This window comes from Micromonospora sp. NPDC005161, assembly GCF_053599855.1.
The window spans coordinates 111,861-134,713 of record NZ_JBSFYQ010000018.1 but is presented as its reverse complement, the minus strand read 5'-3'; the positions used below and the strand labels follow the sequence as shown (position 1 = coordinate 134,713).

21 protein-coding genes and 1 riboswitch are annotated in these 22,853 nt (G+C 71.8%); of the genes, 11 read left to right on the top strand and 10 right to left on the bottom strand.

The genetic code is table 11. The annotated features are described in order from the left end of the window. Positions 1–207: 207 nt before the first annotated feature. Positions 208–423, top strand: a riboswitch (cobalamin riboswitch). Between the two features lie 201 nt (positions 424–624). Together ACWD5O_RS19165 and ACWD5O_RS19160 are read left to right on the top strand one after the other, a co-directional pair. Continuing rightward, a complete protein-coding gene (locus ACWD5O_RS19165; protein WP_354966761.1) occupies positions 625–2,958 on the top strand; it encodes a ribonucleoside-diphosphate reductase subunit alpha in 2,334 nt (777 codons plus the stop codon). Between the two features lie 38 nt (positions 2,959–2,996). Beyond that, positions 2,997–3,992, top strand: coding sequence for a ribonucleotide-diphosphate reductase subunit beta (locus ACWD5O_RS19160; RefSeq protein WP_354966760.1), 996 nt, complete (start codon positions 2,997–2,999; stop codon positions 3,990–3,992). A gap of 48 nt (positions 3,993–4,040) precedes the next feature. Here ACWD5O_RS19160 and ACWD5O_RS19155 read toward each other — a convergent pair whose 3' ends face one another. From ACWD5O_RS19155 to ACWD5O_RS19130, 6 genes are all read right to left on the bottom strand, one after another. Further along, entirely contained in the window at positions 4,041–4,394 is a 354-nt protein-coding gene (locus ACWD5O_RS19155) for a TraR/DksA family transcriptional regulator (RefSeq protein WP_354966748.1), read from the bottom strand. A 66-nt stretch (positions 4,395–4,460) separates the two neighbouring features. Further along, entirely contained in the window at positions 4,461–5,678 is a 1,218-nt protein-coding gene (locus tag ACWD5O_RS19150; RefSeq protein WP_450086082.1) for a ferritin-like domain-containing protein, read from the bottom strand. Then, positions 5,675–6,520, bottom strand: a complete 846-nt coding sequence (locus ACWD5O_RS19145) for a phosphate/phosphite/phosphonate ABC transporter substrate-binding protein (protein ID WP_450086081.1) — start codon at positions 6,518–6,520, stop codon at positions 5,675–5,677. Before ACWD5O_RS19145 ends, ACWD5O_RS19150 begins: the two co-directional genes overlap by 4 nt. Next, positions 6,520–7,686: an acyl-CoA dehydrogenase family protein gene (locus ACWD5O_RS19140; protein ID WP_450086080.1), complete on the bottom strand. Its 1,167-nt coding sequence runs from the start codon at positions 7,684–7,686 to the stop codon at positions 6,520–6,522. The genes ACWD5O_RS19145 and ACWD5O_RS19140 overlap by 1 nt, the downstream gene beginning before the upstream one ends. A 147-nt stretch (positions 7,687–7,833) precedes the next feature. Further along, positions 7,834–8,781 (bottom strand): ion transporter, encoded by a 948-nt coding sequence (locus ACWD5O_RS19135; protein ID WP_354966744.1) that lies wholly within the window; start codon positions 8,779–8,781, stop codon positions 7,834–7,836. 168 nt (positions 8,782–8,949) lie between these two features. Then, positions 8,950–9,786: an alpha/beta fold hydrolase gene (locus tag ACWD5O_RS19130; protein WP_354966743.1), complete on the bottom strand. Its 837-nt coding sequence runs from the start codon at positions 9,784–9,786 to the stop codon at positions 8,950–8,952. A 58-nt stretch (positions 9,787–9,844) separates the two neighbouring features. Here ACWD5O_RS19130 and ACWD5O_RS19125 point away from each other — a divergent pair, with 58 nt between their 5' ends. After that, positions 9,845–10,537, top strand: coding sequence for a TetR/AcrR family transcriptional regulator (locus ACWD5O_RS19125; RefSeq protein WP_450086079.1), 693 nt, complete (start codon positions 9,845–9,847; stop codon positions 10,535–10,537). 100 nt (positions 10,538–10,637) lie between these two features. On the opposite strand, the gene ACWD5O_RS19120 is transcribed toward ACWD5O_RS19125, so the two are convergent. Then, positions 10,638–11,495, bottom strand: coding sequence for an NAD(P)H-binding protein (locus ACWD5O_RS19120; RefSeq protein ID WP_450005063.1), 858 nt, complete (start codon positions 11,493–11,495; stop codon positions 10,638–10,640). Positions 11,496–11,592: 97 nt separating this feature from the next. On the opposite strand from ACWD5O_RS19120, the gene ACWD5O_RS19115 reads away from it, so the two are divergent. Together ACWD5O_RS19115 and ACWD5O_RS19110 are read left to right on the top strand one after the other, a co-directional pair. Next, positions 11,593–11,988, top strand: coding sequence for a winged helix-turn-helix transcriptional regulator (locus tag ACWD5O_RS19115; protein WP_354966759.1), 396 nt, complete (start codon positions 11,593–11,595; stop codon positions 11,986–11,988). A 64-nt stretch (positions 11,989–12,052) separates the two neighbouring features. Next, positions 12,053–12,550, top strand: coding sequence for a GNAT family N-acetyltransferase (locus ACWD5O_RS19110; RefSeq protein WP_354966740.1), 498 nt, complete (start codon positions 12,053–12,055; stop codon positions 12,548–12,550). 28 nt (positions 12,551–12,578) lie between these two features. Here ACWD5O_RS19110 and ACWD5O_RS19105 read toward each other — a convergent pair whose 3' ends face one another. Beyond that, a complete protein-coding gene (locus ACWD5O_RS19105) occupies positions 12,579–13,541 on the bottom strand; it encodes a helix-turn-helix domain-containing protein (RefSeq protein ID WP_450086078.1) in 963 nt (320 codons plus the stop codon). A gap of 496 nt (positions 13,542–14,037) precedes the next feature. On the opposite strand from ACWD5O_RS19105, the gene ACWD5O_RS19100 reads away from it, so the two are divergent. From ACWD5O_RS19100 to ACWD5O_RS19090, 3 genes are all read left to right on the top strand, one after another. Next, positions 14,038–14,709, top strand: coding sequence for a hypothetical protein (locus ACWD5O_RS19100; RefSeq protein WP_450086077.1), 672 nt, complete (start codon positions 14,038–14,040; stop codon positions 14,707–14,709). A gap of 25 nt (positions 14,710–14,734) precedes the next feature. Next, positions 14,735–16,054: a CocE/NonD family hydrolase C-terminal non-catalytic domain-containing protein gene (locus ACWD5O_RS19095; protein ID WP_450086076.1), complete on the top strand. Its 1,320-nt coding sequence runs from the start codon at positions 14,735–14,737 to the stop codon at positions 16,052–16,054. Positions 16,055–16,249: 195 nt separating this feature from the next. After that, on the top strand, positions 16,250–17,758 hold the full coding sequence (locus ACWD5O_RS19090; RefSeq protein ID WP_354966736.1) for a CehA/McbA family metallohydrolase domain-containing protein: 1,509 nt from the start codon (positions 16,250–16,252) through the stop codon (positions 17,756–17,758). A 111-nt stretch (positions 17,759–17,869) separates the two neighbouring features. Here ACWD5O_RS19090 and ACWD5O_RS19085 read toward each other — a convergent pair whose 3' ends face one another. Further along, positions 17,870–18,466: a MarR family winged helix-turn-helix transcriptional regulator gene (locus ACWD5O_RS19085; protein WP_450086075.1), complete on the bottom strand. Its 597-nt coding sequence runs from the start codon at positions 18,464–18,466 to the stop codon at positions 17,870–17,872. 70 nt (positions 18,467–18,536) lie between these two features. Here ACWD5O_RS19085 and ACWD5O_RS19080 point away from each other — a divergent pair, with 70 nt between their 5' ends. The 3 genes from ACWD5O_RS19080 (at position 18,537) to ACWD5O_RS19070 (ending at position 22,058) form a co-directional block, all read left to right on the top strand. Beyond that, positions 18,537–20,150, top strand: a complete 1,614-nt coding sequence (locus ACWD5O_RS19080) for an LLM class flavin-dependent oxidoreductase (RefSeq protein WP_354966734.1) — start codon at positions 18,537–18,539, stop codon at positions 20,148–20,150. Between the two features lie 61 nt (positions 20,151–20,211). Next, positions 20,212–20,808, top strand: coding sequence for an ArsR/SmtB family transcription factor (locus tag ACWD5O_RS19075; RefSeq protein ID WP_354966733.1), 597 nt, complete (start codon positions 20,212–20,214; stop codon positions 20,806–20,808). Further along, positions 20,805–22,058: an MFS transporter gene (locus ACWD5O_RS19070; protein ID WP_450086074.1), complete on the top strand. Its 1,254-nt coding sequence runs from the start codon at positions 20,805–20,807 to the stop codon at positions 22,056–22,058. The genes ACWD5O_RS19075 and ACWD5O_RS19070 overlap by 4 nt, the downstream gene beginning before the upstream one ends. Positions 22,059–22,157: 99 nt before the next feature. On the opposite strand, the gene ACWD5O_RS19065 is transcribed toward ACWD5O_RS19070, so the two are convergent. Then, positions 22,158–22,853 (bottom strand): alpha/beta fold hydrolase, encoded by a 696-nt coding sequence (locus ACWD5O_RS19065; protein ID WP_450086073.1) that lies wholly within the window; start codon positions 22,851–22,853, stop codon positions 22,158–22,160.

The window sequence follows — 22,853 nt, the reverse complement described above, 5'->3', positions numbered from 1 at the left end:
GGGTGCCCGAACAGACCGTGAGATCGGGACGAGCCTCTGACAGCGGAGCCATGAACGGGTGCACGGATCTGCCGCATTCCGCGCGATGGCCTTCATACCATGACCCCGCCCGGCGGGGGCGTCCGGGCCGGTGACCGTCGTCACTGACTCGACCGCCGACACGCCGATACCCGAGATGTGGGGTGTGACAACGGCGTCGTCCCTATATATGGTGTCGACGCAGCTGGTTCGGCCGCTCGTCTGCAGTGGTCGAGGCAAGAGGGAACCCGGTGGAATTCCGGGACTGCCCCGCAGCGGTGAGTGGGAACGACCGCCGTCATCAGCACTGGGCCGCCAAGCGGCCTGGGAAGCGACGGCCAGTAGGAGACCGGCGAGCCCGGTCGTGCCCACGAGTCCGAAGACCTGCCAGCGCGCCGTGCACCCGCACCCGGGTGGGCGGCGGCCCGACGCCGCGTGGGACGGCCGACGCCCCCTGACCCACGCCCGGCGTGGCGTCCGCCGGTGTCTGTCTCCTCGCGTCCGAGGGCCATCAGGTCTCGAACTCGCGAGGAGTGAGTGGTGACAGTCACCCAGGTGGTCCCGACCGGCGGCGACACCGACCTGCCGGGCCGGCGGCGGACGCAGATGCACGTCCGCAAGCGCGACGGCGCCAGCGAACCGGTGGACGTCAACAAGATCGTCCGCGCGGTCGAGCGGTGGACCGACGACCTGACCGACGTCGACCCGCTGCGGGTGGCGACCCGGACGATCAGCGGCCTCTACGACGGCGCGACCACCGCGGAGCTGGACCGGCTGTCCATCCAGACCGCGGCCGAGATGATCGGCGAGGAGCCGCAGTACTCGCGGCTGGCCGCCCGGCTTCTGGCCGGCTACGTCGACAAGGAGGTGCACCGGCAGGGCATCACCTCGTTCAGCACGGCGATCCGGATGGGCCATGCCGAGGGACTGATCGGAGACGAGACCGCCGCCTTCGTCGCCGCGCACGGCCGGACGCTCGACGACGCCGTCGACCCGGACGGCGACCTGCGGTTCGAGTACTTCGGCCTGCGCACGGTGTACGACCGGTACCTGCTGCGCCACCCGACCAGCCGGCTGGTGCTGGAGACGCCGCAGTACTGGCTGCTGCGGGTGGCCTGCGGGCTGTCCCGTACGCCGGACGAGGCGGTCGACTTCTACCGGCTGATGTCCAGCCTGGCCTACCTGCCCAGTTCGCCGACGCTGTTCAACTCCGGCACCCGGCACACCCAGATGTCCTCCTGCTACCTGGTCGACTCCCCGCGCGACGAGCTGGACTCGATCTACCAGCGGTACGCGCAGGTCGCCAACCTGTCCAAGTTCGCCGGCGGCATCGGCATCGCGTACTCCCGGGTCCGGTCCCGGGGCGCGCTGATCCGCGGCACGAACGGGCAGTCCAATGGGATCGTGCCGTGGCTGCGCACGCTGGACGCGAGCGTCGCCGCGGTCAACCAGGGCGGCCGGCGCAAGGGCGCGGCGTGTGTCTACCTGGAGCCGTGGCACCCGGACATCGAGGAGTTCCTGCAACTGCGGGACAACACCGGCGAGGACGCCCGGCGCACCCACAACCTCAACCTGGCCAACTGGATCCCCGACGAGTTCATGCGCCGGGTCGAGGCCGACGAGGTGTGGTCGCTGTTCGACCCGAACGAGGTGCCGGAACTGCCCGACCTGTGGGGCGAGCGGTTCGACGTCGCGTACCGGGAGGCCGAGGCGCAGGGCCGCTACGTGCGGCAGGTCCCGGCGCGGGAGCTGTACGGGAAGATGATGCGCACCCTGGCGCAGACCGGCAACGGGTGGATGACCTTCAAGGACGCCGCCAACCGGCTGTGCAACCAGACCGCCGAACCGGGCAACGTGGTGCACCTGTCCAACCTCTGCACCGAGATCATCGAGGTGTCCAGCGACGCCGAGACCGCGGTGTGCAACCTCGGCTCGGTGAACCTCGCCGCCCACGTCACCGACGGCGTCATCGACTGGCAGCGACTGCGCGCCACGGTCCGTACCGCGGTCACGTTCCTCGACCGGGTCATCGACATCAACTACTACCCGACCGCGCAGGCGGCGGCGAGCAACCCCCGCTGGCGGCCGGTCGGGCTCGGGCTGATGGGCCTGCAGGACGTGTTCTTCGCGCTGCGGTTGCCGTTCGACTCGCCGGCCGCGCGGGAGTTGTCCACCCGGGTCAGCGAGGAGTTGTACCTGACCGCCCTGGAGACCTCCGCCGATCTGGCGCGGCGCTTCGGCGCGCACCCGGCGTACGGGCAGACGCGGGCGGCGCGGGGGCAGTTGCAGCCCGACCTGTGGGGCGTCCAGGGGACGCAGACCGACCGGTGGACCGCGTTGCGGGAGCGGGTCGAGGCGTACGGGCTGCGCAACTCACTGCTGGTGGCGGTCGCCCCGACCGCGACCATCGCCTCGATCGCCGGTTGTTACGAGTGCGTCGAGCCGCAGGTGTCCAACCTGTTCAAGCGCGAGACCCTGTCGGGGGAGTTTCTCCAGGTCAACACCGCTCTGGTACGCGAGCTGAAGTCCCGTGGCCTGTGGACCGAGCCCGTCCGGTCGGCGATCAAGCGCGCCGAGGGGTCGGTGCAGGACATCGCGGAGCTACCGGCCGCCGTGCGGGAGTTGTTCCGCACCGCGTGGGAGCTGCCGCAGCGGGCGCTGATCGACCTGGCCGCGGCTCGCGCGCCGTTCATCGACCAGTCGCAGTCGCTGAACCTGTTCCTGGCCTCGCCGACCATCGGCAAGCTCTCCTCGATGTACCTGTACGCCTGGAAGGCCGGGCTGAAGACGACCTACTACCTGCGGTCCCGCCCGGCCACCCGGATCCAGCAGGCCACCGTCGCACCCGCCACCGTCGCCCTCGCCGTACCCGTGGCGACCGACCCGGAGGCGCTGGCCTGCTCCCTGGAGAACCCCGAGTCGTGCGAGGCCTGCCAGTGACCGCCGCCGACACCACCACCGACACGAGGACCACGCACATGCTGCTCGACCCCGGGATGGACCTCACCCTCCGCCCGATGCGCTACCCGCACTTCTTCGACCGGTTCCGCGACGCCATCCGCAACACCTGGACGGTCGAGGAGGTCGACCTGCACGCCGACCTCGCCGACCTCGACAAGCTCTCCCCCGCGGAGCGGCACCTGGTCAGCCGGCTGGTCGCGTTCTTCGCCACCGGCGACACCATCGTCGCCAACAACCTCGTGCTCAACCTCTACCAGCACGTCAACAGCCCGGAGGGTCGCCTCTACCTGTCCCGGCAGCTGTTCGAGGAGGCGGTGCACGTCCAGTTCTATCTAAACCTGCTCGACACGTACGTGCCCGACGAGAGCGAGCGGTTCGCCGCCTTCGCCGCCATCGAGAACATCCCCTCGATCCGCCGTAAGGCCGACTTCTGCTTCCGCTGGATCGACTCGCTGAGCGAACTCCGCGAGCTGCGTTCGCGCGAGGACCGGCGGAGGTTCCTGCTCAACCTGATCTGCTTCGCCGCCTGCATCGAAGGACTGTTCTTCTACGGCGCGTTCGCGTACGTCTATTTCCTGCGCTCTCGCGGCCTGCTCCACGGTCTCGCCTCCGGCACCAACTGGGTGTTCCGGGACGAGTCCATGCACATGGCCTTCGCGTTCGACGTCGTCGACACCGTGCGCGGCGAGGAACCCGACCTGTTCGACGGCGACCTCGCCGGGCAGGTCCGCCAGATGCTCACCGAGGCCGTCGAGTGCGAGGTCCAGTTCGCCGAGGACCTGCTCGGCCACGGGGTGCCCGGCCTGACGCTGGCCGACATGCGGGAGTACCTCCAGCACGTCGCCGACCGGCGTCTGGCCCAGCTCGGGATCGCGCCGCACTACGGGTCGGCCAACCCCTTCGCCTTCATGGAGTTGCAGGACGTGCAGGAGCTGTCCAACTTCTTCGAGCGGCGGGTGTCGGCGTACCAGGTCGGGGTCAGCGGCACCGTCGCGTTCGACGACGACTTCTAGAACACCGCCGGGGGCGACGGGGGCCGGTCGTCGCCCCCCGGCGGTGCGTCAGGTCCGGCTGGCGCAGCCGACACACCTGCTCGCTGAGGGGCGGGCGGCGAGTCGTTCGGCGGGAATCGGGCGGGAGCATCGTTCACACACGCCGTAGGTGCCGGCCTCGACCCGTCGCAGAGCGACGTCGAGTTCGGAGAGGCGTCGGCGCGTCGCGTCCAGGACGGCGGTGAGCTGGGCCCGTTCGAACGCAATGGTGCTGCCCTCGGGGTCGTGCTCATCGTCGGCGTTGGACGACCGGGAGGCCTCGAAGAGGCTCCGCAGATCGCTGTCCAACGCTTCGGCCTGGGCCCGGCTCTGGTCTCGTAGGTGGAGCAGTTCCGCGCGGATCGAGCTGAAATCCCTGTTCATGGCCGCTCAACCGTACTGCGGGTGGCCCAGGTCGGCCGGGCGGACGCCTGGGCGGTGGCTGTCCCGCTACATGAAGTTGCGGGTGTGCAGGGCGGAGAGCGCCGCCGCCTCGTCGGGCCGGAAGCCCAGCCGTACCAGCCGGCGCTGCCGGCCCTGATCCATCACGTGCTGCAGCTTCTGCACCCGCTCGAAGCCGGCGGACACGTCGTCGAGGTGCCAGCCACCGGCCGCGAGGACCACCAGCGCGTCGAACACGTCCGCGTTGAGCCCCGCGGTGTCGACGAGCGCGTCGTGGCGGCGGTGGATGGCCGCGCGGAGCCGGTCCCGCAGCAGGGGGTCCACGGTCGCCTGGTGCTCGAGGTGTGCCATGCCGAACACCACGTGCCGTCGCTCGTCCTGCATCGCCAGCCAGCAGACGCGACGGGTCACCGGGTCCGGTGCGTTCTGCTCCAGGAACGAGAGCAGGTCGACGAAGCTGCCCTCCCCGAGTACGGAGAGCAGGAACGAGGCCAACGCGAAGTCGGACTCGGCGACGAGTGTGAAGAGCGACTGCCGACCGCCGGCCGACGACGTGCCCAGCTCGGCGCCCCGGAGCAACGCTCGCCGGCCGAACACCTCCATGTGCCGGGCCTCGTCGGCCATCTGCACCGCGAGGAGCTGCATCACCTCACGGAAGTGCGGATGTATCCGCCCGACGAACCGTGCCGGCACGACGAGCGCGGCCTGCTCGTTCTCGACAAGGTAGGTCATCACCTGCACCACCGCCGCCTCGACGTCGGCCGGCAGCGCGAACGCGTCGTCCCACGGCACCGCGGTCTCCGGGTCCCACTGCCGCGCCGCCGCCTGCGCGTACAGCTTGGGGGCGACGTCGGCCCACACCAGATCGCGGTCGTCCAGGTCGAACCGGGCCTCGGGGCCGCCGGATTCCAGCAGCGCACCGCGGGCGCCGAGCCCCCACCGTGGCGGCGGGTGCCTGCTGAGCGCCGAGGGCAGGGCGGGCCCGGCCCGCTCCGCGCCGAACCAGCGGGCGTCGTCCGCCGTGCCGCGGACGACCACCGCGACCAGTTCGCTCCGGTCGGCCGGATCCGGCCATTCGAGCCGGTGACCCCGGCTCCGGCACCAGGCGGGCAGGTGCACCGGCAGGGCGGGGTCGAGGCCGGAGACCGCCAGCCGGCCGCCGGGCGGTAGCGAGGCGAGTGCGCGTTGCACCAGCAGGTGCGCGCCCCGGTCGAAGCCCAGACCCCCGAGGTGGATCTCGGCGTCGGCCGCCGGCGCGCCGCTCACGGCCGGTAGTCCGCGGCGGTCACCCGCCCGTCGGCCGCGTAGAACCCGCTGGCGTCGACCGCCCGGGCGAGGGCGTCGTACCCCGTGGTGCGGCCGTCCTCCCAGGCGGTCAGCCCTTCGAGGTCGAGCAACGGGCGTACCTCCGGGTCGGCGTAGGACATGCCACGCAGCAGCGTGCCGAAGAGCCGGACCCCGGCGGACTCCGGATCGCGCACCGTCATGTTGCAGTGGTCGTATCGTGCGGTCTGCGCGACGATCCGGGTGCCATCGGGCGGGAGCGTGCCCTCCCGGACGAACGCCAGATGGTTGGCGTCGATCATGCAGGCGGCGTCCACCTCCTTGGCCACGAGGGCCCGGGCGGCGTCGCGCTCACCGCCGATGTGATCGCCGTGCAACCCGACGCCGACGTCGAACCGGCGCACGTCGACCTCGACCCCGGCGGCCGCGAGGTGCCCGAGCGGGATCAGCGTCGCCCGTGGACTGTCCATCGCGCCGACGGCGACGAGCGAGCCGGACACGTCCTCGACCTGTCGGACGGGTGAGTCGGCGCGCACCACCACGACCGAGGTGAGGTCCCGGTCGGTGTCGCGCATGGTGAGGGCGCTCACAGTGCCGCCGCTGGCCGCCGCCAACCGTTCGGCCCGCAGCCAGGCGAGCGGTGAGTTCCACGCCGCGTCGATCCGCCCGGCTACGAGATCGTCGACCTGCCGCTCGTAGTGCGAGTAGAGGACGAAGTCGAAGTCCAGGCCACGCCCTCGCAACCAGGCGCGGAAGCCCTCCCAGATGGTCACCACCTTGGGGTCGTACGCGACCGCGCCCATCAGGACAGTGGGTGCCGCCATCAGCGGTTGACCTCGTCGAGCAGCGGCAGCCCGGTGGCGACTCGGCCGACGAAGTCGTGCAGGGCGTCGGTGGTGGGTGCCATCACCCGGGCCGCGCGGGAGTCGCGGAATCGGCGTTCGAGGCCCAACTCCTTGCGGAAGGCGCTGCCGCCGCAGAGCTGCATCGCGCCGTCGGTCACCTCGGCGGCCGTCTCGCCGGCGAGCGCCTTGACCTGCAACACCCGCAGCGTCGCGTCCTCCCGGCCGGTCTCCAGCGCGGTCAGGGTGTCGCCGAGGAAGGCGCGCAGGGCGTCGGTGCGGATCTTCAGCTGGGCGTAGCCGCGCCGGGTGACCGGTGCGTCGCGAAGGGCCGCGCCGGTGTGCGCGAGGGTGGTGCCCGTGAGATGCCGGCCCGCTTCGGCGACGGCGCTGTCCGCGAGGCCGAGGCAGAACGCGGCGTTCAGCACCAGGAACCAGGGGAGGACCGCGCCGAGCGCGGTGTCGAGGCCGGCGCCGTCGGCGGCCAGCATCGCGCTGGCGGGGACGCGGACCCCGTCGGCGGTCATCGGCCGGGAGCCGTTGCCGCGCAGGCCGAGCCCATCGAAGTCGCCGGCGATGCTGAGGCCGGCGCTGCCGGCGGGAACGAGCCACAGCGTCATCGGACCCGCTCCCGCAGCGAGCGGGAGGCTCGACCAGACGTAGCTGTCCGCCTCACCCGCCGAGGTGACCCAGCTCTTGCGGGCGTCGAGCCGGACCGCGCCGTCGTCCGTCGTCGCGGTGCCGGTCGGCGACCAGAAGTGGCTGCGTGAGCCGAACTCGGAGAACGCCAGGGAGGTCAGGTGTTGACCCGCGCCGATGGCCGCACGGACGTCACGCGGGCCGTGCGCTTCGATGACGGCGGTCGCCGCGTAGTGCATGAGGACGACCATCGCCGTGGAGCCGCACTCGGCGGCCAGTCGTTCGATGACCTCCGCGACGGTGCGCAGACCCTGGCCGCCGCCACCGACCTCGGTCGAGGAGGCCAGGCCGAGCAGGCCAGCCGCGGCGAGGGCGTCCACGCTCTGTCGAGGGAAGGTGCCGTCCCGGTCGACGAGCGCGGCCTGAGGGCGGATCACGTCGTCAATGAGCGTGCCGAGCGTCGTCAGGTGGTCGGTGTTGGGGCGGGCTTTGTCGACACTGGCTGTCATGGGAATGTCCCCTTCGGCCGGACCGATGGCACCGCCGTCGAGGCTATCCCAGTCGAGCATCGCGAGGCGAGGGCGTCGGATGGCCGACATGGGCGCGAACCGCTCGCGTGGTCCTGTCGGCGAGGATGACCGGCGTCGGGCGGCCGCTCACCGTCCGGCGCGGGCGTCCTCGCGGTGCGGCCGGCCGTGCCCGTCATCCCGGTCGATCCGCAGCTCCCGTTCCAACTCGGCGATCACCGCGCGCAGATCGTCGAGCCGTTGGCTGATCGCGATGCGGTCCACCTCGTCCGGTACGCCGTCGCCGTCCTCGTCGTACCCCGGGGCCAGGCGTTCGGTCATCTCCAGCCGGCGTGCCTCCTCCATCGAGTTGACGATCACCGCGATGAGGATGTTGAGCAGCAGGTTGACCGTGATGACCACGTAGCTGACGTAGTAGAGCAGCGTCCACGGCGAAATCGTCATGCCCTGCTGGATGAGGTCCGGCAACGTCTCCAGGGAGAGCAGCACGAACAACGTCAGCAGGGACCGGCCGATGTCGCCGTACTGGTCGGGAAATCTGCTTCCGAAGATCAGCCAACCGGCCATGCCGTACACGTAGAGCGTCACCACGGCCAGCGCGAGGAAACCACCGACGCCCGGCAGGCTGCGCCACAGGGCGGAGACGATGGTACGAAGGCCCGGGGAGAAACGCACCAACCTGACCATCCGGGCGACCCGCACCACCCGCAGCAGCGCCGGATCGCCGTGCAGGCCCGGAATGAAGATCGCCGCGATCACGGCGAAGTCGAAGACGTTCCAGCCGTGCCGGAAGAAGTCCTGCGGGCGACGGCCGTAGGCGGCCAGCCGAATGCCGATCTCGACGACGAAGACGGCTCGGAAGAGCAACTCCAGCCAGTGCAGCACGGTGCCCGCCACGGTCAGGCCCCGGTACGTCTCCAGGCCGAGGACGATCCCGTTGGCGAGGATGACGGCGACGATGCCGATCTCGAAGGGGCGCGACCGGGCGAGCCGACCGCAGGCGTCGACCAGTCTGGACCGGCCGGGCGCGGGCGCCGCCGGCTCACCCCGCGGGACGGGTACGCGTGCGCCACTCACCAGTAGCCCGGCCCGATGGTGCGTGCGGAGGCCGCCGGTCGGGCCCACCTCCGGCCGGCGTCGTGGCGGTGCGGGCGGCGTGCGGGCATGTCCATCACCCTAACCAAGCGCCCGACCCGTGACCGACGGTCTCCCGCTCGGCCGCGGGTGGGGTGACCGCGCGGCGCGTCAGTGGTGGCCGGTCCGTTCCGGAGTGACCGGGGCTCCGAAGAACGTGGCGAACGGATCCACGAACCTCGGATGGGCCCGGTTCACGGCGTCGTGGCCGCTGCGGGGAATCACCAGGGTCCGGGCTCGGGGCAACACGCTGGCCAGGGCCTCGTTGAGGTCGACGTAGTAGGGCGGGCTGTCGGCGCCGCAGGCGAGCAGCACCTCGGCGGTGACGCCTTCCCATCGGCTGGCCGGGCCGTCGTGCGCCCGGATCAGGGCTGACTCGTCCAGGGTCATCGGCAGCAGGTCGGCCATCGTCCGCCCGATCGGCGTACGCACGAACGCGCGGACGATGGCCAGCCGTACGCCGAACGGGAGTTTCGCCGCCGCCATCTGCGGATTGATGCCGGCGGCCGTGATGGCGAGGCTCCGGGCGATGTCGCCGGACCGCAGCGCCTCCTGTGCGGGGTCGAGCCACGCGGTGGGGAAGCCGCCGTCGATGGAGACCGCGGCGTCGTATACGGCGAGCCGGTCGATCGGCAGTCGGAGCGCCGCCTGGAGCGCGATGAAGCCGCCGGAGCTGTGGCCGATGACGTTTCCGGACCCGGTGTGCTCCAGCACCACGGCGAGGTCGTCGATGTCCTGCTCGAAGGTGTATGGCGTCGACCTGGGCGGGGCGTCCGCCCGCCCCCGCCGGTTGTAGAGGTGCACGGTGAACCGGTCGGCGAGCGCCGTGGCGAGCCGTCGGTACATGTCGATGGTGATCCCGCCGCCGTGCACCACGATGATCCCGGGCCCGTTGCCCGTCGAGTGCAGCACGATGTTCGCGCCGTCCCGTGCCGTGATCCGCTCCATCGCCAGCCCACCTCCCGTGATTGAACTGCGAACGACGTTTGCAGTTTACAGTAGATCCGTGAGCGACGCACCCACGAGAGCCGGCGACGGCGGTTCCGACCGGCAGCCGATCTGGGCCAGACCCGAACGCGGCAGCCGCGGTCCCGCCCCGGCACACAGTCGCGACGCCATCGTCGCGGCCGCCATCGCATTGGCGGACAAGGAAGGACTCGCGGCGGTGTCGATGCGGGCCGTCGCCACCGCGCTGGGCACCGGGGCCGGGTCGCTCTACCGGTACCTGTCGTCCCGGGACGACTTGCTGGACCTGATGACCGATCGGGTGGCGGGGGAGTTGCGGCCGTACCCGCGGGCGGAGGGCGCCTGGCTGGACGGGATGCTGCTGCTGGCCCGCCGGCAGTTGGCGCTGCACCGCCGCCACCCGTGGCTGACCGACGTGATTCACCGACCGTCCGGCATCGGCCCCGAGAGCCTGGCCTGGTTCGACACCTGCCTCCGGATCCTGGAGCCCGTCGGCTGCGCCGTCACCTCAAAGTTCGAGGCGATCGCGATGGTGACCGGCGTGGTGAGCCTCTTCGCGCGCAGCGAGGCCACGGCCGGGTCCTTCACCTTCGCCGGCACCGACCTCGCGGCGTACCCGCACCTGGTCGCGGCGTTCGGTCAGCCCTCGCCACCAGCGCCCCGGACAGACCTTTTCGAGCGGGCTCTGCGCGGCCTGCTGACCGGTCTGCTCCTCGCCGAGCCCGCTGCGTAATCGACCACGCCCTGCCGTCCGGTGTGGGCGGAGCGCGCCGGCGGGCGGCGGGTACGGACACCCGTCGCCCGCCCGGCTTGCCGGTCGGCTCGGCCGACGGTCAGGCCTGCGCGGCCCGGATCGCGTCGTGCAGCGGGGTGCTCGGCCTTCCGATCAGCCGGCTGAGATCGTCGCTGTCGGTCACCAGCTCACCGATGGCGATCGAGCGGTCGAGCGCGGCGACGAACCCGGCGGTGCCGGCGTCGAGCCCGACGTTCTCCAGGGCCGAGGCCAGCTCGGTGGCCGACAGGTCCTGGTGGACGACGGTGGTGCCGGTGACCTCGGTGACGGCCGCTGCCAGCTCGTCGAAGGTGAAGGCGGTGCCGCCCAGCTCGTAGACGGTGTTGCCCTCCTCCTCGCGGGTCAGCGCCGCGGCGGCGGCAGCCGCGTAGTCGGCCCGGGTCGCGGCGGAGACCTTGCTGCCACCGGTGGCACCGAGGATCGTGCCCGTCCGCAGGTACTGCGGCAGCTGGTCGGTGTAGTTCTCGGTGTACCAGCTGTTCCGCAGCACGGTGTGGGGGAGGCCCGAGGCGGCGAGGATCTCCTCGGTGGCCTTGTGCTCCGGCGCCAGCGGGTTCGTCGTGGTGTCGGCGCGCAGGATGCTCGTGTAGATCAGGCGCTCGACACCGGCGAGCTTGGCCGCGTCGATGACCGCGGTGTGCTGGCGCACGCGCTGACCGGGCGTGTCACCGGAGATCAGCAGCAGGCGGCGTACGCCGGCCACGGCGCCGGGCAGCATCGACGGGTCGTCGTAGGTGGCCCGACGGATCTCGACGCCACGCGCGGCGAGGTCAGCGGCCTTCTCCGGGGTGCGGACGATGGCGGCGATCTCGGCGGCGGATACGCCGGTGTCGAGCAGCTGCTGGATCACCAGGCGGCCCAGGCGGCCGGTGGCGCCGGTGACGGCATAGGTGGGCATGACAACCTCCGGTAGGGTGATGCAAACCTGTAAGCACTTACGAATCTACAGCACATGCTAAGTCGTAACTGTGGGGTAGGCTGGTGAGGTGAGCGACATGCCGGCCCGGGACCCGGCGGGGCCTACCCAGGAACTCGTCAGCGATGTCTTCGCGCGGGGCTGCACCTCCCGCGCGGCCTTCGAGGACGTCACCTCGAAGTGGGCGTCGCTGGCCCTGCTCGCGCTCGGTGAAGGTCGCTACCGGTTCAACGCGCTGCGCCGCCGCATCGACGGGGTCAGCGAGCGGATGCTCTCCCAGACCCTGCAGACCCTGGAACGCGACGGCATGCTCACCCGCGAGGTCCTCACGGCGATCCCGCCGCGTGTCGAATACTCGCTGACGCCCCTCGGCAGCCGGGTCGCGGAGCAGCTTCGCGGCCTCGCCAACCTGCTGGAGGCCTCGGTGCCCGAGCTGCAGACCGCGCGCGACGCCCACGAGCGCGACCGGGGCTAGCGCTTCCGCGGCACACCTGCCGCGTTGATCATCCTGCGGCGGCCGGGTTGTAGCCTCAGCCCTCATGAGCTGGCTGCCTGACGAGTTCGTCCACCCCGTCCACGTGCCCGTGCCCGGCACCGCGCTGCACCTGCGGCCGATCCGCGAGGCGGACACCCCGCTCGACTACCCCGCCGTGATGGGCTCCCAAGAGCGCCTGTGGGAGATCTTCGGCCCGGCCTGGGCCTGGCCCCCGGCGACGATGACCTATGAAGAGGACCGCATCGATCTGCTGCGGCACGAGAAGGAGATAGCCGCGCACGAGTCGTTCAACTACGCGCTGCTGGACGAGGAGGAGACGGCGATCCTGGGCTGCGTCTACATCGACCCGCCCGAGCGCGCCGGCTCCGACGGCGAGGTCTCCTGGTGGGTGGTGGACGATCTTGTCGGCGGCGAGGAGGAGCGCGCGCTCGACGCGCTGGTGCCGCGGTGGATCGCGGCCGACTGGCCCTTCCGTCAGCCCCGCTATTTGGGCCGCGACATCACCTGGCAGGAGTGGCTCGCGCTGCCACGCGCCTCGTGAGCCGTCCGTGACGGTGCCCGCCTGGCCGTCAGGCGTTGAGCGTCTCGCGGGGCGGTACTCCGTAACTGGCGTGGTACCGGGCGGTGAACCTGCTGTGGTTTGCGAACCCCCACCGGCTCGCGATCGCCGACACGGTGTCCCGGCGAGGGTCGGCCAGGAGCAGGTCGTGGTGGGCCCGATCGAGCCGGACCTGCCGCAGGTACGCCATCGGGGTGGTGTCGAGATGACGGCGGAAGGCGAGTTGCACCGCCCGGAGGGAGACCGCCGCGGCGTCCGCGATGTCGGCCGCCGTGATGTCCCGGTCGGCGTGCTCGTCCATGAAGGCGATGGCCCGGCGCAACGTTGCGGTGTTGGCGTCGCGTCGGTCCTGAACGGTCGGATCGGTGACCGCGGTGTTGGGAAAGACGGTGAGCGCCGACGCGGCGAGCATTCGCGCGGCGTTGCCGATCACCAGCGGCTGCGCGCTGGCGATCGGGTTGTTCAGGACGACGTCGCTGACGTAGCTGGTGGTGTTGCGCCACTGTCGGGCGAGGGTCGCCGAGGCCGGGCCGATGTCGGTGAACCGGATCTGACCGGGTCGCCGGCCCGGCGCGGCGGTGGCGACCTGCGAGAGCACCGCGAGGTCCAGCACACAGATCTCCACCTCGCCGGGGTGCCAGCGCACGCTGTATGGCAGGTCGGGCCGGGTGGCGAGAAAGACGTCGCCGGGAGCGAACCGGTGGGCCGTGCCATCACAGGTACGGTCGACCCGGGCGGTGTGGGCGCCGCAGATCACCAATCCGTCGATGGCGCCCACCTCGATGTCGAGGTACGCCGTCTGCCCGGTGGTCGCGACGGCGAACGGCCCGGCGTCGACACGTTTGTGGACGAGCCGGATTCCGTCGTCCCCGCCGCGCATTCGTAGTTCCGTGTTGTACGTCCTGGCCAGGAAGTGGTGGATGGCCGACGGATCTCGGCTGTCGAACCCTCGGGTCTGCACTGGTGACGTCATCCGCTGTCTCCGTCCGGAATGGTGCCGCCGAATGGCGAACCAGGGCCGGCGGCGAGGTCGGGACGTGCCTGCGCGGAGGCGCGTCCCGGCACGCTGCTGCCGGCGGAGCCGTTGCGGTGCCAGTGCCCGCCCGCGCCGTCCAGTTCGGACGGGTGGCGGGACCTGGCGGCGGGGGTGTTCGGGTTGGGAGATCTCGGGGTGAATGGAGCGTTGTGAGCGGGACGGCGGCGGTCGGTCGAGCCAGTGTGGATCGGAGCTGATCTTTTGATTCCCGCTATCGGAATAGCCAATGACGGGAACTCAATCCCTACGATAATCCGCCCGTGTTCCGCTCGCGCTCGTCCGATCCGTTGAGTCGACTTCGCTTTCCGGCTACCGCGTCCGGGGTTCCTGCGTCTACTGGCCTAGCCATGCAGGTTGCACCGGCGGAATTCTTTTCATGATTCCCCGGGGGTCGTAGGGGATGCCGGGCGACTGGCCACGTAGGGGGAGACCATTGGACAGTACCGAATCTGACCGGGTCGTTCGGTTCGCCGTGGCCGAGACGCTCGCGCGGGTGGCGGGCGAGGACAGTCTGGCACTGGGCGAGACGGACGCGTTGCAGAGCCTCGGGAGTGCGCTGCGCGAGGTGCTGCGCCGGGCGCTCGACGACCGGGTGCCGCTCACGACGCCCCAGTTCGTCGACCTGTGCCGCGACCTGCGCCTGAACCGCGACTCCATGGACCTGCTGGGGCACCACCTGCTGACGGCGCTGCTGACCCACCAGGTGGGGCCGGACGCGCTGGTCCGCGTCGGCGCACTCCTCGGCACCGTCCGGCGCTACCTGCCCGCCGGCCGGCAGCCCACGCACCGCAACGGCGGCCCGGTGCCCGGGCGACGCGACGTACGCTCCGACAACAACGTCGTGGGCCGGTACCGGCCGAAGCTGCCGGAACACCTGCCCTGCCCGCCGACCTGGACCTGCACCGGTTGTGGTCGCGACTGGCCCTGTGCCACCAAGCAGAGTCAACTCCTCGCCGAGTTCGGTGGGGCGCGCGCCGCCCTCGCCGTGTACCTCGGCTCCTGCCTCGTCGCCGCCGCGCAGGACCTGCCCACGCTGCCGTTGCCCGGGGCCCGGCTGCGCTTCCTGGGCTGGCTGCCCCGAGCCCGGATTAGAAACGCGCCCTAGGCAAGACCGGTATCGATGCGATGGAATGTCATCCACGCGCCGCATCCCGGGGCTGGCGACCATCGTGCCGATCTCCGCGATCTCCAGCTGGTACGACTACATGCGCTACCAGGGGGTGCTGCGGTCCGCCGACTATCCCGGCTACCTGCACTTTTACGTCAACGGCCGCACCGACGGGGTCTGCGCGGACGTGCTGGCCCGGCTGCGCGCCGACAGCGCCGAGGAAACCGGTGACCACAACCGCTTCTGGGCGCAACGCGACTACCGGCCCGCCGCGGGCCGCGTCCGGACCAGCGTGTTCGTGGCGCACGGCGTCAACGACCTGAACGTCACGACCAACCAGTTCGCCCGCTGGTGGCAGGAATTGGCCGAGCAGGGCGTGCCCCGCAAGCTCTGGCTCTACCAGGCCGGCCACGAGGACCCGTTCGACGTCCGACGCGCCGAGTGGGTCGACTCCCTGCACCGCTGGTTCGACTACTGGTTGCAGGGGCTGCACAACGGGGTCATGGACGAGCCGCGGGTCGACCTGGAGACCGCGCCCGGAACGTGGACGACGCAGCGGGACTGGCCGGCGCCCGGCACCCGGTCGGTCCGGGTCGCCCTCGGCGCCGGGGACGGCGTGACCGGCACCCTCGGCGGGCGCGGCGCCCGGCCGGGCCGCGAGCAGGCGTACGTCGACGAGTCGCTGACCGAGGCCGAGCTGGTCGCCGAGCCGAACACCGCGACGTCCGGGCGGTTGGTCTTCCTCTCCGGAGCGCTCGCGGCGCCGGTACGGATCTCCGGCAGCCCTTCGGTGCGGCTGCGGGTCCGGGTGGACCGGCCGACCACCGAGCTGACCGCCCGGCTGGTCGACTACGGCACCGCCGAGCGGATCCGTTACGACAGCTCGGAGGGCGTGCGGACGCTGAGCACCGAGTCCTGCTGGGGAGCCTCCACGACCGCCGACGACGCCTGCTACCGGGACACCGAGGAGATCACCGGGGTCTCCGACCACGCGGTGCTGACCCGGGGCTGGCTCGACGCCGCCCACCACCGTTCACTGCGGTTCCGCACCCCGCTGCTGCCGGACCGCTGGTACACCGTGACCGTGCCGCTGAACGCGTACGACGCGGTGCTGCCCGCCGGCCACGTGCTCGGGCTGGTGCTCGGCCAGAGCGACCCGGAGTTCACCGAGACCGACGACCGGGACGCCACCGTCCGGGTCGACCTGGGCCGCAGCGAGCTGATCCTCCCGCTCGCCGGTCGGGCCGGGTTGCCCACGGTCGACGTCGCGCCACGGGTGGTCACCGCGCCGGCCGACCCGTCGGCGGCCCGGACCACGCGGGACACCCGGCAGGTGCCCTGACCGGCCGGCCCGTTTCCGGCACCCCACGCTGTCATCGGGTGACCGACCGCAGCGTCGCGCCGCTGACGGCAGCGCCTTCAGTGGGTTTGGGCAGGGTGTTCATCGTGGACCCGTATCCCGTACAACCGCCGTTAACGGCCCTCTCCGAGGCTTCTTGATCAAAGAGTATTCGCTTGATCGAGGAGAGGCTCGCACGTGAGGGACAAGCAACCCGAAGAGGTCGAGCGCGCGCAGCTGTCGCGGCGCAAGCTGGTCAAGTACGCGGGCATCGGCGCGACGCTGGCCGCGGCCAGCCCGTTGGTGGGCGGCGGTGCGGCCTGGGCCGACGAGGAGCGGCGGCCCGGCGATGACAAGAACGACCGGGGTGACTCGAAGGCCCGGGCGTGGCGCGCCGGTGACCACCACGTCCACTCGGAGTACAGCGGTGAGTTCGACACCACGAAGTCGCCGATCGTCTTCCACAAGGGCGCGGACGCGGTCTACCCGATCGTCACCAACGCCATCATGGCCAAGAACTTCGGTCTGACCTGGGCGATGTGCACCGATCACGGTGGACCGACGCACTCGAAGGTGAACATCGAACAGGCGTACCCCGACCTGCTGCGCTCGCGCAAGCTGGTCCCCGAGGTGCTCCAGTTCTGGGGCATGGAGTTCGACGCGCCCTCGCTGGACCATCACACGCTGATGATCCCGCGCCACGACGACGAGGCGAAGCAGCTCTTCGAGCTGGAGAGCCGGTTCGCCAAGTACGACGCGTTCCCCACCGACCCGGCCCGGGACACCGAGGCCAAGATGGTGGAGTTCCTCAAGGTCGCGCGGGGCATGCCGCACAAGCCGCTGGTGATCGCCCACCACGCGTCCCGCTCGGCGCCCGGTCTCGGCGTCTACGGCCAGGACACCCCGCGCGAGTTCCGCAACGGCAACAACGCCGCGCCGGACGTCTACATTGGCTTCGAGGGCGCACCCGGTCACCAGGCCGGTCCGCTCAACGGTGGCGCGCGGGGCGGGTACGGCAACCACCCCACCTACGGCGGCTTCGACCAGATGACCGCGCGGGTCGGCGGGCTGTGGGACTCGCTGCTCGGTGAGGGCCGACGCTGGTGGATCACCGCGACCTCGGACTCGCACGTGCACTGGACGCGCGGCGGCTCGGACTTCTGGCCGGGCGAGTACAGCAAGACCTACGTGCACGCCCGCCAGGACTACGGCGACATCATGGACGGCCTGCGCAACGGCCGGATCTGGGTCACCACCGGCGATCTGATCCGCAGCCTCGACGTCACCGCCAAGTCCCAGGGCAAGACCGCCGAGGTGGGCGAGACCATCACGGTCAGCCGTCGCAACCGCACCGACGTCGACATCGAGATCAAGTTCCGTCCGCTGAACGGCGAGAACGCCAACGGTGACCGGCCCGAGGTCCGCCGGGTCGACCTGATCGTCGGCCAGATCACCGGGCCGAGCGCCAGCCTGGACGCCGACACCAACCCCACCACCAAGGTGGTGGCCCGTTTCGGCCCGCGCGACTGGCGCCGGCAGGGAGCGGACTACGTCATCCGGCACACCCTGCGCAACGTCGAGACCGACACCTACGCGCGGGTCCGCGGCACCAGTACTGACGAGGCCGAGCCGCTCGCCGACGGGCTGGAGAGCCCGTGGGACGACCTGTGGTTCTACTCGAACCCGGTGTTCGTGCACGTGCGCTGACCAGCGCGACAGCGGATCGCGGGTCCGCCGGTACGGCTCGACGCACGACGGTCGGGCGGTGCTGGCGGACCCGCGCCGCTTTCAGCGGCTGGCGGGCGACTCGCCCGGATGTCAGGCGGTGCCGCGGCGGCGGGCCCGGGCGGCGGGTGCCCGACTGCCCGGCTCGGGCGCTGCCCCCGACCGGTTCGGGCCAGGGGCGGCCGGGTCGGGCCGCACCTGCGCGACCACCTCGCATAGGTCGCGCAGCGGGTCGACCGCCTGGGCCGAGCAGGCGACCCGCTGGAGCAGGGCCCGCAGCGTCGCCGACTCGGCCGGCGTGAGCGTCCCCAGAAGGTGCGACTCGACCTGCCGCAGCGCCCGACGCCGCTGCTCCCACGCCGCGCGGCCGGCGGCGGTGACGTCCACCAGCCGGCTGCGCCGGTCGGCCGGGTCCGCCCGACGGGCCACGATCCCGGGGCGTTCCAGGTCGTCGATCAGGTAGGTGAGCACGGTGCGGTCGATGCCGAGTTCCTCAGCGATCGCACCCTGGTTCCGGGCCGGTCCGTTGATCGCGGCGGTGAGCACCTGGTAACCGCGCGGGCCGCCGGGGAAGTCGGCGAGCGCGTGCTCGGCCGCCCGGACGTAGCCACGGAAGACGATCCCGAGCATCCAGCCCAGGTCGTCGTCGAGCGGATCGGGCCGGTCCCGCGTGTCACTGGCACCCGTCATGCGTCGACAATAGCGCAGCACCGCAGACCTTGTTGGCAACAGATGTTCTGTATGGCATAAGGTTGAGGTCATGACGCGTCGTACCGAGGCGTCGCGCGAAACGGAGGCTCCGCAGATGGGCGACTACGGCCACGACCTGGTGTTCGGATCGTTCACCACGCCGGGCAGCGACGATCCGGACCGCACCGTCGGCCTCGCAGTCCTGGCCGAGCAGGTCGGGCTGGACCTGGTCACCTTCCAGGACCACCCGTACCAGCCGAGGTTCCTCGACACCTGGACGCTGCTGAGCTACGTGGCCGCGCGGACCAGTCGGGTGCACCTGTCGGCGAACGTCACCAACCTGCCGCTACGCCCGCCGGCCGTGCTCGCCCGCAGCGTCGCCAGCCTGGACCTGCTCAGCGGCGGCCGGGTCGAGCTCGGCCTCGGCGCGGGCGCGTTCTGGGAGGCCATCGAGGCGATGGGCGGCCGACGGCTGACCCCCGGGCAGGGAGTGCGGGCCCTCGAGGAGGCCATCGACGTCATCCGCCAGCTCTGGGACGCCGAGGCGCGGGGAGGAGTGCGGGTCGACGGCGAGTTCCATCGGGTCGTCGGCGCCAAGCGGGGCCCGGCCCCCGCGCACGCGGTGCCGATCTGGCTGGGCGCGTACAAGCCGCGCATGCTCGAGCTCACCGGCCGCCGGGCCGATGGGTGGCTGCCGTCGCTGGGCTACCTCCAGCCCGGTGATCTGGCCAAGGGCAACGAGATCATCGACGACGCCGCGCGGCAGGCCGGCCGCTCGCCCGGGGACGTCCGCCGGTTGCTCAACATCTCCGGCCAGTTCGCCTCCGCCGGGCGCGGCACGCTGCACGGGCCCACCGAGCAGTGGGCGCGGGAGCTGGCCGAGCTCGCGCTAAGCGACGGCATCAGCGCCTTCATCCTCGGCAGCGACGACCCCGACGACCTGCGCCGGTTCGCCGGTGAGGTGGCGCCCGCCGTCCGCGAGCTGGTCGCCGCCGAGCGCGACCGTGGCTCCGCGCCGGCGCGTTCCCCGGTCACCGAGCCGGCGGCCGTCGTCGAGCCCCCGGCGCGGCCGCGCGTGACAGGCGGCGCGTTCGCCGTCGTGCCGACCCCCGACGACGGGCGGCGGCTCAGCGACCAGCGCGTCTGGGACGAGTCGGCCCGGCCGAGCGGGCCCGCGCCCGACCCGACGCGCACCTACACCGCACAGGAGCAGGCGACCGGCCAGCACCTGGTGCAGGTGCACGACGGCCTGCGTGGCGAGCTGGCCCAGATCCACGATCTGATCGAGCAGGTCGCCGCCGGTGAGATCGACGCCGGCATGGCCCGGTCGCACATCAACACGATGACGATGCGACAGAACCGGTGGACGCTCGGCGCCTACTGCGAGTCCTACTGCCGCATCGTCACCACCCACCACACCATCGAGGACCAGGCGCTCTTTCCGCGGCTGCGGCAGGCCGACGCCCGGCTCCGCCCGGTCATCGACCGGCTGGAGCAGGAACACCACGTCATCCACGACGTCCTGGAGGGCGTGGACCGGGCCCTGGTCGCGTACGTCGGGGCGCCGGACGGGTTGGCCGAGCTGCGTGCGGCGGTCAACCTGCTGACCGACGCCCTGCTGTCCCACCTCAGCTACGAGGAGCGCGAGCTGGTCGAGCCGCTGGCCCGGCTGGGGGTGAGCTGACCGCGGCGATCCGGCTGGGCCGGGGGTTGCCCCGACCAATCTGAGAGACTACTTTCGAAACATGTCTCTCAAGAATCCGTTCGGGGATTTCGAGGTCACCGAGCCGCAGGCGCTGCGCGCGCTGGCCCACCCGGTCCGGCTGGCCATCCTCGACCGCCTCCAGCGGCACGGCCCCGCGACCGCCACCGGGCTCTCGCCGCACGTCGGCGCGACGCCGTCGGTGGTCAGCTGGCACCTCCGGCATCTCGCGACGTTCGGCCTGGTCACCGACTGGGAGGGCGCCACCAGCAAGCGGGAGCGCTGGTGGCAGGCGGCCGCCCGGGGCTTCCGCTTCACGCTGCCCGACGACGCCGAGGGGCAGGCCGCCGGCCGTCAACTGCGCGGCGAGATGTTCGCCCGGGCAGCCGACGCGCCGCAGCAGTGGCTGCTGCACGACGAGCCCCGGTTGGACGCCGAGTGGCGCGGGCTGGCCGGGGTGGCCGACACCCGGTTCGTGGCAACCCCCGACGAGCTGCGGCAGCTGGAGGACGCGATCGAGCAGCTGCTCGCCCCGTACGTACGGCGCAAGGACGAGCAGGAGTCACCGGCCGGCGCGCAGGTCGTCCGGATGCTGCGCTACCTGCTGCCCGAGCCCGGCGACGACCCGGCGACGTCGTGACCACCGTCGACACCGCGCCACCGCCGGCCCTGCACCGCGACCGGCGGTTCCGCACCTTCTGGATCGGCGAGACGATCTCCCAGTTCGGTGACCGGATCAGCGAGCTGGCGCTGCCGCTGATCGCCGTCTCCCTGCTCGCCGCGACCCCTGCGCAGGTCAGTGTCCTCACCGCGCTGATCTGGCTGCCCAACCTGCTGGGCCTGTTCCTGGGCGCGTGGGTGGACCAGCGCACCCGCAAGCGCCGGCTCCTGATCATCGCCGACCTGGTCCGCGCGGCGGTGCTGCTCAGCCTGCCGGTGGCCTACCTCTTCGACGCGGTCACCCTCACCCAGCTCTACCTGGTGGCGCTGCTGACCGGCGCCGGGGCGGTGCTGTTCGCCATGGCGCGCCAGGCGTTCTTCGTCGCGTTGGTGCCGCCGTCGGCCTACGTCGACGCGACCAGCAAACTGAGCATGAGCCGCGCCGTGTCCTTCATGGCCGGCCCTGCCGTCGGCGGTGGACTGGTCCAGGCGCTGAGCGCGCCGGTCGCCGTCATCGTCGACGCGGTGTCGTTCCTCGGGTCCGCGCTGCTGATCGGCCGCATCCCGGTGACCGAGGCGCCTCCGCCGCCACGGCGGTCGTCCACTCTCGGCCCCGTCCGCGAAGGTCTCGTGCTGGTGCTGCGCCACCCGGTGCTGCGCGCCGCGCTCGGCTGCACCAGCACCGTCAATTTCTTCTCCTTCATCGCCACCGCGTTGCTGGTGCTGTACGCGAATCGCGAACTCGACCTGTCCGCCGGCGCCATCGGCATCGCGTTCGGCGCCGGCGCGATCGGCGGGCTCGCGGGCGCGGCACTGGCGCCCCGGGTCTCCCGCGCCATCGGATTGGGCCGTACCGCGATGATCGGCGCGGTGCTCTTTCCCGCGCCGCTGGCGCTGACCGCGCTGGTGACCGGGCCGACCTGGGCGAAGGTGGCCACGCTGGCGGCCATCGAGCTGGTCTCCAGCGTCGGGGTGATGCTCATGGACGTCAACCTGAACGCCCTCATCACCGCGGTCACGCCCGACGACGCACGGGGCCGCCGGGCCGGCGCGTACGGCGCGGTCAACTACGGGATCCGGCCGCTCGGCGCGCTGGTCGGTGGCGCGCTGGGCACGACCATCGGGCTGCGGCCGACGCTCGTCGTCGCCGGCCTGGGCGGCGCGCTCGCCGTTTTCTGGCTGCTCGCGTCGCCGGTGCGCCACATCGCCAGCCTCGATACGGCGACCTGACCCCTCCGGCAGACCACCGGCCGTGCGGCGGGCGCCGCACCGCCGGTGGGGAGCGCCCGACGCCCAGGGGCCGCCATCGCCTGAGCGGCCCCGGGCAGCTCAGCCCGCGGGGGCCAGCAGCAACCGGGCCAACTCCGCGGGCTGGGAGACCATCGGCCAGTGGCCGGTGGCCATCGTGACCAGTCGCCAGTGCTCGCTGGTCAGCAGTTCGGCCACGGTGTCGTTGGGCTCGGGCCCGTCGAGCAGGCACTTGACGTACGTGGTCGGCAGCTCGCCGAGCGGGCGGGTCAGCACGGCCGGCTCGGTCAGCGTGGCGGCGGGGTGCGGGGTGAAGCCCTTGGTCAACCGGGCGACCTGCTCGTCGGTGAGCCCCTGGCCGTCGAGCTCGGCCGCGCTCAGCGGCGGCCAGTAGCCGCCGTTGTCGGCGAGCAACGACTCCAGCGCCGCCGGGCCCTGCCACCAGCCGGACGCGAACGACCCGCCGTCGACCGGCACCTCCGAGTCGACGAAGACCACCCGGCTCAGCCGGTCGCCGATCCGCCCGGCGGCCTGACCCACCGGGATGCCCGAGTAGCTGTGCCCGACCAGCATCACGTCGCGCAGGTCGCGCCGCTCGATCTCACCGACGATGTCCTGCACGTGGGTCTGCTGCCCGGCCGGCACACCCTGCTTCTCGGCGAGGCCGGAGAGGGTCAGCGGATGGGTGCCGTGGCCGGCCGCGCGCAGCGGCGGCAGCACCTCGTCCCACGCCCACGACCCCAACCACGCCCCTGCCACCAGTACGAATTCAGCCAT